The following is a 7,325-nucleotide window of genomic DNA, read 5'->3' as shown; positions in this document are numbered from 1 at the left end:
ATGTCGCGAAGAGGCGGGTTCGCGCCAGGGATGGCGCGTCCTGCCGGTCCGGGAGAAATCCGGAAGAAGCGAAGGGACCGCGAAGCGGCGGTAAAGCAGGCCGGAGCCGGGGGTCAAGGGGCGCGGCGACGGGCGCCCCTTGTCGGTCGCCTGCAGAGGCATGTCTGAAACTGCCCAGCTGATCAGGCGAACGAAACCCCTCTCAGAGCCCGTCCGCGCAGCGAACAATCCCAGTATCAGCTCTGCTGCCAGCCCGTTCGCGCAGCGAACAAAACTCCCTGAGCCAGCGGCGATACACCTACCGGAAAGGCGGCTCATTAAACGTCCGCAACTTACGCGAATGCAGCTTATCGCCTTCGGCGCGCAACAGCTCAACCGCATGAATACCAATCTGCAGATGCTCTGAAATCGCCCCCTCATAGAAGCGGTTTGCCTGACCCGGCAGTTTGATCTCGCCGTGCAGTGGCTTGTCGGAGACGCACAGCAGCGTGCCGTACGGCACCCGGAAACGATAACCCTGCGCGGCAATGGTAGCGCTCTCCATATCGACCGCTACCGCGCGGCTCAGGTTAAAGCGCAGGGCCGACGCAGAGTAGCGCAGCTCCCAGTTGCGATCGTCGGTGGTCACCACGGTGCCGGTACGCAGGCGCTGCTTCACCTCTTCGCCTGGCATGCCGCTTACCGATTTGGTGGCGTCATACAGTGCGCGCTGCACTTCGGCAATGCTTGGCACCGGGATGTCTGGCGGAAGCACACTGTCGAGTACGTGATCGTCACGCAGATAGGCGTGGGCCAGCACATAATCGCCGATGCGCTGGCTCTCGCGCAGACCGCCGCAGTGACCAATCATCAGCCAGGCGTGCGGACGCATCACCGCCAGATGATCGCAGATGGTTTTGGCATTCGATGGGCCGACACCGATATTAATCAGCGTGATGCCGCGACGATTAGGCGAGGTGAGATGCCAGGCAGGCATCTGATGCTTCTTCCACGCCAGATCAGAAAGCATCGACTCGCTGTTGGCGGTGTCGGCCGTCAGCACCACGTCACCCGCACAGGCCAGGCTGTCGTAAGGGGTGTTGGGATCGCGCACCTGCTCAATCGCCCAGCGCACGAACTCATCCACATAACGGGTGTAGTTGGTGAACAGCACAAACGGCTGGAAGTGCTCTACGCTGGTGCCGGTGTAGTGACGCAGACGGGCAAGCGAAAAGTCGGTGCGCAGCGCGTCGAAGTGCGACAGCGGAAATTTGGCGTCGGCGTGGAACAGACCGTCGGTGGTCTCATCGCCAATCTGTGACAGCTCGGTAGTCGGGAAGTGGCGCGCAATACCGGCGCTCATGGTGCGATCCAGCGACAGATCGGAACCGTCGATCACGTAAGGATAGGGGATCTCCTGGCTGGACGGCACCACGTCGATCTCCAGCTGATACTCCTTCTCCAGCATTGCCAGCTGTTCCGAAATATAGTGGCGCAGTAACGCCGGACGGGTAACGGTGGTGCTGTAACTGCCGGTATGGGTAAAGCGGCCCCAGGCACGCGTGCGGTTCTGCTGCGGACCTTCACCGTGCCAGGTGATGCGCAGCTCCGGGTAAACAAAGAGTCCTTTTTCCCGTTCCGCGGCATCGGGCAGCGTTCCGTTTTCGGTAAACACTTTAATCGCCGCACGCAGCGCATCAACGGCACCATCGTAAAGGCGTTCGAGTTCATCCAGCGCCTGCTGGCTGGTCAGGTTTTTCCGTAGTGTCGGCATGGTTTCTCCTTCCATTTTTTTCCGCAATTTGCCCCAAGCTTAGCGGGTTTGTTGCAGAGATTGGTGAAGAATCTGTGATCGCCTTTTTTTTGCGCTAACGACGCGCGTAATCTGACCAGTGCGGCATTGAGCCGGAACGCACATCATTAAAATAAGTTAAGAAAATCTTTATGATCGAAACAGGCGGTGTCGCCGTGTCTGTTGCGCTGCAAAAGATAAAAGAGCGGCAGCGTAGCCAGTGGCACCGTGCTGACAGGCGATCGTAACGTCCCGGAAATAATCAGGTTTGCTACAGCGGTCAGCCTGGTGGGGCAGAATCTGCCGAATCTGAACGAAAAAGTTTGTAACCATGATTAATTTGTCCCGGAAAGACTTTGCATATTTCTCTGCCCACTATCATCATTAGATCTCGTCAGTCTCTTCTGATTTGGTAATCCTTTGCAAAATCCCGGCGTAGCAGTGATGCAGGCGATTAAGCGCACGGCGTGGTACCCGAAACGCCGCTCTTATCGCACGCTCTACTGGCGTGAAATATCGCCATTAGCAGTGCCTATCTTCTTCGAGAACGCCTGTGTGCTGTTGATGGGCGTACTGAGCACCTTCCTGGTCAGCTGGCTGGGCAAAGAGGCGATGGCGGGCGTTGGCCTGGCCGACAGCTTCAACATGGTGATCATCTCGTTCTTTGCGGCTATCGATCTCGGTACCACGGTGGTGGTGGCATTCAGTCTGGCAAAACGCAACGGCAAGCGCGCCCGCGCCGCCACGCGTCAGTCACTGGCGATGATGACAATACTTGCCTTTGTGCTGGTGATCGCCATTGAGTTCTGGGGCCATCTCATCGTCGATGCCATCGCCGGTGCCGCCGACCCCAAAGTTAAAGCGCTGGCACTGAGCTATCTGCAGACCTCTGCCTGGAGCTACCCGGCAGCGGCCATCACGCTGATCGGCAGCGGGGCGCTGCGTGGCGCGGGTAACACCAAAATCCCGATGCTGATTAACGGCGGCATGAACATCCTCAACATCATCATCAGTAGCGTGCTGATCTATGGCTGCTTCTCGTGGGACGGTTTAGGGTTTATCGGTGCCGGACTCGGGCTGACTATCACCCGTTATATCGGGGCGATCGCGGTGATTTACGTGCTGATGATCGGCTTTAACGCCTCGCTGAAAATCACGTTGTCGAGCTATTTCCGGCGATGGAACAGCAGCATTCTGATGGAAGTTTTAGGTATAGGTGTGCCTGCCAGTATCGAGTCGGTGCTGTTCAACGGCGGTAAACTGCTGACGCAGGTGTTTGTGGCGGGCATGGGCACCAGTGAGATTGCCGGTAACTTCATCGCGTTCTCGGTCGCCTCGCTGATCAACCTGCCGGGCAACGCGCTGGGTTCAGCCTCAACCATCATCACTGGTACCCGTCTGGGAAAAAATCAGGTCTTCCAGGCGGAGCGTCAGGTGCGGCATGTTTTCTGGCTGGCAACGGCGTGCCTGAGCGCGATAGCGCTGCTGACGGTGCCGCTGGCCGGGTTGCTGGCGCGGTTCTATACCAGCGACCCGGAAGTCATCAACGTAACGAAACATCTGCTCTGGCTGAACGCGCTATTTATGCCGCTATGGGCCGCATCATGGGTGCTGCCGGCAGGGCTTAAAGGCGCACGCGATGCGCGCTACACCATGTATGTGTCGATGTTCAGCATGTGGTGCGCGCGCGTGGTGGTCGGTTATCTGCTGGGCATCCAGCTTGGCATGGGCGTCACCGGCGTCTGGCTGGGGATGTTCCTTGACTGGACGGTGCGTGGCATCTTCTTCTGGTGGCGACTTAACAGCGGCAAGTGGCTTAACCGCTACTATAAAATGATCGCGAAAACCGGGTAGCAGCATGTATATGCCTTCTCCTTTCACCGGGGGAAGGCATCACCTCTCAGACCCCGCCTTTTAAAATAACATCTCCGTCACATCTCCAGGCTTTCAGGTATAATTTCAGTCAGTTGCACAAAGCCAGTCTCATCAGACAGGGTTAGCGTAATTCCTGCTGCGCATTGACGCAGACACTACTTATCAAGGTGACCCTATGATCCGTCTGAAAACGGCGCTGGCACTTCTGCCGCTGCTGTGTAGCACACCGCTGTGGGCGACAACCTTTGTTTATGTGTCGAATGCCGAATCCGGCACGGTATCCCGCTATCAGCTCAGCGAGGCGAATGGCAGCCTGCAATGGCGGGGCGATACGCCCGCCGGGAAAAAGATTATGCCGCTCGCGGCCAGCCCGGATGGTAAACATCTCTATGGTGCGCTGCGCTCGCCACCTTACGCAATCATCAGCTGGCGCGTCACCCGTTCACACGGTGATCTTCAGAAACTGGCTGTGACGCCGGTTACGGCCAGCTTTCCCTGGATCACCACCGATAAGCGCGGGCGCTACCTGCTGGCCGCCTCCTATGACAGCGATATCGTCACCAGCAACCGGATTGATGACAAAGGCATTGTGACGACCCAGGTTACGGGCGAAGTGAAAACCGGGCCGCATGCCCATTCGGTGATCACCGACGTCAGTAATCATTCGCTCTACGTTGGCAACCTTGGCGCGGATCGGGTGCTGCAATATGCCTTCGCCAGTGACGGGGCCATCACGCCGCTGGGTACGGGATTTGTGCAGGGCGAGAAGAACAGCGGCGCACGGCATTCCGTGATTTCACCGGACAATCGCTTTCTCTATAACCTTGCAGAGATGAGCGGCACCATTACGCAGTTCCGGCGTGCGGCCGATGGCACGCTGACGCCATTAAAAACCTGGCCCAACGCGGTGGCGAAGAAATATAACCTGCAGCATGGCGAGCAGCGTCCTGCGGGCTACAGCGATCCGACGCCGCGTATCTGGGCGGCAGACATTAAAATCACGCCGGATGGGCAATTTATCTATGTGACCGAGCGCACCTCCAGCACCGTCAGCGGTTACCGGGTAGATGAACAGTCGGGTGAGTTAGCGCTGATCGGCAGCTGGCCGGTGGAAAAACAGCCGCGCAGTATCGCGATTGATGCTCAGGGCAAATGGCTGATCGTCAGCGGAGAAAAGAGTGCGGTGATTGGCAGCTACGCCATCGATCCCGCCAGCGGCGAACTTAAACGCGTCGCTGAAGCGCCAGCTGGTAAAGGTGCGAACTGGGTGACGCTGATAACGCAGTAAATGTTCTGAGCAGCCGGTGTCTGGCGGCGGCTGATGGTGTACCAGGCAAGGCGCGTTATGCCATTTTCGGCATAAGCAGCGCAGAAATTTTTGGTTCTGATCGGGCGCATAAGCGGGTTTACTCAGGGCATCAACTGATGCGGAGAACCTGAGATGAAACAGAAACTGATAGCCTGGTTTGAACAGCTGCTGAGCGGCCCTGTGGCGAGTGAGCGTGTACATGATATTAACGTCGAACTGCTGCTGCCACTGAGTCAGCTATATGGACTGGAATACTATCCGGCAGTGCATCGCTACCATGAAAAATAACGGTTGTTGTGTTTTATCCGGTTAAAGGCCCGCTACTTTGCGGGCCTTTTTGCATTCAGGGCAGAGTGTCATTTGAAACCTCATCTCTGATCACGAAGATATCGCCATCACTGCTTTTAAACCTGTTAATACCTGCGTACTGCTATAAGTAACAATAATCCCGCGCGTATAAATATTTATGCATGCAGGACAATACTTTCATTCCCTTAACAATCAAAAAGAGCGGCATCCTGCGAAAGTTGCAAGACAGCTGTGAATTTGATTTAAGGATTAATTATTTACGGATAATTTCACTTTTTCCGAAATTACATCTTTTTTTCAAGTCAATAAGGAACTTCTGATTGTTAAGGTGGTAGTCTGCACGGCTGTCCTTACACAAAACTTACAATAAGTGCCGTTAATACTTCGATGAAAATGCCTCATACAGGGAAGTGGCTGGTTTTCGGAGCCAGTTTGTTTATCAGTAATCTCATGGCTGCGCCGGTTACGCCCGGTGATCTTGACCTTATTCAGAATCAGCAGCAGCAGCGTCTGCAACAGGATCAGCAGCAGCGCGACGCGTTAACCCAGGCGCATCAGGTTGAGCTGCAAAAAACCGTGCCAGCTCCAGCCAGTGGTCCCTGCTTCGATATTCGCCAGATTATCCTGCAACAGGCGACGTTAATTACGCCAGATAAGCAGGCGAAACTGGTCGCGCCCTATATCAATCAGTGTCTGAGTCTGGCGCGCATTAATCAGCTGGTACGCGAAATATCAGAATGGTATGTCCAGCGCGGCTATATCACCAGCCGGGCGTTCCTGACAGAACAGAATCTGTCGCACGGCGTTTTAATTATCACCGTGCTGGAGGGACGGCTGGAAGAAATTCGGTTGCAGGGTGCCCGTTCACGTCAGTTGAAAATGGCATTCCCGACCGGTGCCGGTCGCATTTTAAATTTACGCGACATTGAACAGGGTATGGAGCAGATAAACCGCCTGCGTGCCACGCCGGTTCAGATTGAAATCCTTCCATCCACTAAGCCAGGCTATTCCATTGTCAATCTGACCAGTAAACCTGAATTCCCTCTGACGCTGGGGCTGAATATGGATAACAGCGGCCAGCGAACCACCGGCATCGGTCAGCTTTCCACCTCGCTGGTGGGTAACGACCTGCTGGGGATTGCCGATCGCTGGTTTGTCAGCGGTGGTCGCAGCAGTGCGTTCAGCGACTGGCGTGACGCGCAAAATTTCCAGGCGGGCGTCAGCGTGCCTTATGGCTATGGGCTGCTGGATTACAGCTATAGCTGGAGCAATTATCACAGCCGCTTTAACGCCAATGATTTCGACTGGTATAGCTTCGGCGATAACATCTCTAACCGCCTGAGCGGCTCATGGGTGCTGTTCCGCAATGGGCAAATCAAAACCGGCGTTCAGCTCGGGCTGAACCATTATGTCAGCCATAACTGGCTGAACCAGACGCTGTTGCAAAGCAGCAGCCGCAAACTGACCAGTCTGCAGATCGGCTTTAACCATACACAAAAAGTCGCGGGCGGGGTGGCCACGCTCAACCCGATGCTGAGTCGCGGGATGCCCTGGTTTGATGCCGAAAGCGACAGCAGTAAAAATGACGATCTCCCCAAAGCTCAATTCCGCAAATGGAGTGTCAGCAGCAGCTATCAGCGGCCGGTGACGCAGAAAATGTGGTGGCTGAGTAGTCTGTATGCCCAGTGGTCGCCCGATCGGCTGTATGGCAGCGAACGTCTGACGATCGGTGGTGAGAACTCGGTTCGCGGCTACAAAGAACAATATCTTTCCGGCGATGCTGGCGGCTACCTGCGCAACGAACTCAACTACACGCTGTTTACCCTGCCAGCTATTGGCGAGGTCAGTACCACGCTGGCGCTGGATGGTGGATGGCTGCAGAGCGACAAACAGGATCGCTACGCCGCCGGCACGCTGTGGGGCAGCTCGCTGGGGTTGGGCACCCGAAACGCCCATGTCTCCACTCAGCTGTCGCTGGGCATACCTGTCAGCTATCCCGACTACCTTGCGCCAGATCGCCTCAGCGTTTACGCACGTATTGGACTCGTTTTCTAAAAAAAG

The 7,325-nt window shown here is 56.0% G+C and carries 5 protein-coding genes; 4 read left to right on the top strand and 1 reads right to left on the bottom strand.

All coding sequences use genetic code 11. From position 1 onward, the window contains the following. Window positions 1-298: 298 nt before the first annotated feature. Entirely contained in the window at window positions 299-1,753 is a 1,455-nt protein-coding gene (locus IBT54_RS22390; protein ID WP_033783426.1) for an AMP nucleosidase, read from the bottom strand. A gap of 462 nt (window positions 1,754-2,215) precedes the next feature. On the opposite strand from IBT54_RS22390, the gene IBT54_RS22385 reads away from it, so the two are divergent. The 4 genes from IBT54_RS22385 (at window position 2,216) to IBT54_RS22370 (ending at window position 7,319) form a co-directional block, all read left to right on the top strand. Further along, a complete protein-coding gene (locus tag IBT54_RS22385; RefSeq protein ID WP_013358314.1) occupies window positions 2,216-3,625 on the top strand; it encodes an EmmdR/YeeO family multidrug/toxin efflux MATE transporter in 1,410 nt (469 codons plus the stop codon). A gap of 196 nt (window positions 3,626-3,821) precedes the next feature. Then, window positions 3,822-4,934 (top strand): beta-propeller fold lactonase family protein, encoded by a 1,113-nt coding sequence (locus IBT54_RS22380; RefSeq protein ID WP_201253097.1) that lies wholly within the window; start codon window positions 3,822-3,824, stop codon window positions 4,932-4,934. A 153-nt stretch (window positions 4,935-5,087) separates the two neighbouring features. Then, window positions 5,088-5,243: a hypothetical protein gene (locus tag IBT54_RS22375; protein ID WP_010670871.1), complete on the top strand. Its 156-nt coding sequence runs from the start codon at window positions 5,088-5,090 to the stop codon at window positions 5,241-5,243. A 408-nt stretch (window positions 5,244-5,651) separates the two neighbouring features. Continuing rightward, window positions 5,652-7,319, top strand: coding sequence for a ShlB/FhaC/HecB family hemolysin secretion/activation protein (locus IBT54_RS22370; RefSeq protein ID WP_201253096.1), 1,668 nt, complete (start codon window positions 5,652-5,654; stop codon window positions 7,317-7,319). Window positions 7,320-7,325 lie beyond the last annotated feature (6 nt).

It is taken from the genome of Pantoea sp. S62 (assembly GCF_016658625.1).
In the GTDB taxonomy this organism is placed as follows: domain Bacteria; phylum Pseudomonadota; class Gammaproteobacteria; order Enterobacterales; family Enterobacteriaceae; genus Pantoea; species Pantoea vagans.
The sequence above is the reverse complement of the archived record's forward strand: the minus strand, read 5'-3'. Positions and strand labels throughout refer to the sequence as shown.

What these genes read in the sequence shown, in the direction of transcription:
- IBT54_RS22370 (WP_201253096.1), top strand. Translation starts at nt 5,652, where the DNA reads ATGAAAATGCCTCATACAGGGAAGTGGCTGGTTTTCGGAGCCAGTTTG.
- IBT54_RS22390 (WP_033783426.1), bottom strand. Translation starts at nt 1,753, where the DNA reads ATGCCGACACTACGGAAAAACCTGACCAGCCAGCAGGCGCTGGATGAA.
- IBT54_RS22380 (WP_201253097.1), top strand. Translation starts at nt 3,822, where the DNA reads ATGATCCGTCTGAAAACGGCGCTGGCACTTCTGCCGCTGCTGTGTAGC.
- IBT54_RS22375 (WP_010670871.1), top strand. Translation starts at nt 5,088, where the DNA reads ATGAAACAGAAACTGATAGCCTGGTTTGAACAGCTGCTGAGCGGCCCT.
- IBT54_RS22385 (WP_013358314.1), top strand. Translation starts at nt 2,216, where the DNA reads ATGCAGGCGATTAAGCGCACGGCGTGGTACCCGAAACGCCGCTCTTAT.